Source organism: Methanoregula sp. (assembly GCF_002835825.1).
Lineage (GTDB): Archaea > Halobacteriota > Methanomicrobia > Methanomicrobiales > Methanospirillaceae > Methanoregula.
On the sequence record NZ_PIZH01000422.1, the window covers coordinates 1 to 1,783 of the forward strand.

Consider the following 1,783-nt stretch of genomic DNA (forward strand, 5'->3'; position numbering starts at 1 on the left):
AGGTCTCAGGATTCTTTCGTGGAGTATCTGTCATCGGATCATCTCGTCAGGGGATGGGAGAATAAATGAGAGTTCTCGTAATCAGTCTGCCTTCTCTTCGTCGGTCACCTGCGCAAGCACCTGCGCCGTGGGGCCGATATCGATTACCTTCCCGCCGCGCATCAGGGCGAGCCGGTCACAGATGTCGCGGACGAAGTCCATGTCGTGCGAGACCACGATAAAGGTCTCGTCCATCTCGTCGCGGGCATGCAGGATCGAGTGCTTCACGTCCTGTTTTGTGATCGGGTCCATGGTCCCGGTCGGCTCGTCGAGGATAACGAGCCGGGGCTCGCGGATCAGCACCTGCGCAAGGGCTACCCGGTGCCGCTCCCCGTCCGAGAGCTCGCCGGGCATCCGGTTCAGGATGGCCTTTGCCTTATCCTCGGAGAAGCCGGCCATCCGGAGCGTGACGATCGCTTTTCTCACCGCCAGTTCCTTGGGAAACTCAAGGCCGATCGAGTCGGTGAGGTTGTCGATAACCGTGCGGTGCGGGAAGAGGTCGTACTCCTGGTGAAGGAGGCCGATATACTCCTTGGCCCGGCCCCGCTGGTCGATACCGGGCTTTGTCATATCCACCCAGTCGTCACCTATCAGGACGTTCATCTCCCCGCTCGTGGGCTCGATGATGCCGGAGATGATCCGCGAGAGCGTGGTCTTGCCCGCACCGCTCTTGCCGATGATGCCGAAGATCTCCTTCTTTGCAACATTGAACGTGACGCTGTTTACTGCTTTCACCACGCCGCGGTCAACCGAGATGTAGCGTTTGGTCACGTCCCGGGCCTGGAGGATCTGCTCTCCCAGTTCGACCGGCTCCATATCCTCGATCTCATGGTAGTCCTTTGCAAAGGATTTGATGACGGATTTCGGGGACCCGATGGCAGCAATCCCGCCACCGTCAAGGAGGAGGGCGCGGTTTGCCATGTCCTCGATGACCTGCGAGAAGTGCGAAGTGACGACCATCCCCATCGCGTTCTTCTTTGCGGCTTCAAGGAGCATCGAATGCACAAGCTGCGCCGTCTCCGGGTCGAGCGTCCCCGTGGGTTCGTCGGCAAAGAGCATGGCCGGGTTCTTGGCCAGCTGCCGGGCAAGGACGACCCGCTGCTTCTCCCCGCCGGAGAGGTCGCGGGCAATGTGCATCATCCGGTGCGAGAGCTTCACCTGGTCGATGAGGTCGGCCGCCCGGTTCACTGCATGCTCCTGCGGAAAGCGGATGTCATCGAGGGCGTGGAGCACGTTCTCGATCACCCGGTCGTCGCCGTACAGGGCGAAGGTGCGCTGGAACATGATGGCAGTCCGGTTCATGACCCGGGACTTCATGCCGTCGCTCTTCTCGTCCCAGAGGTCGACATCAACCGCGACGAGCTCGCCGCCGCATTCCGGGCATTTCCCTCCGGCCCGGCTCTGCACGTCCATAAACGCACAGCGGTCGCAGGCTGCCATGTGGTAGATAACCGAACCTTTTGTCGGGGGCTGCTCCACGCCGCGGAGAAGGTGCATCAGGACGCTCTTTCCGGCGCCGCTCCTGCCGATGACGCCAAGAACTTCACCCTCCGGGATCTCGAAGGAGACATTGGTTAAGACCCGTGTATCGTCAAAGTCCATGCAGAGATCGGACACGCTGATGAACGGTTGTGGCATGGTCGGCCCTCACTCCCGGTGTGGTTCGGCGGGTTTCGTGTGCCGGGGTACCTGATCCGGCCGGTCTTCATTGTGCAGGCACTCCCCGCGTTGGTCCTGGCAGGGG

1 protein-coding gene is annotated in these 1,783 nt (G+C 61.2%); it reads right to left on the minus strand.

Annotated features, from left to right (window positions below; all coding sequences use genetic code 11):
- Positions 1-81 precede the first annotated feature (81 nt).
- Positions 82-1,677 (minus strand): methyl coenzyme M reductase system, component A2, encoded by a 1,596-nt coding sequence (atwA, locus tag CW742_RS11825; RefSeq protein WP_292420629.1) that lies wholly within the window; start codon positions 1,675-1,677, stop codon positions 82-84.
- Between the last annotated feature and the right edge of the window lie 106 nt (positions 1,678-1,783).

What these genes read in the sequence shown, in the direction of transcription:
- atwA (WP_292420629.1), bottom strand. Translation starts at nt 1,677, where the DNA reads ATGCCACAACCGTTCATCAGCGTGTCCGATCTCTGCATGGACTTTGAC.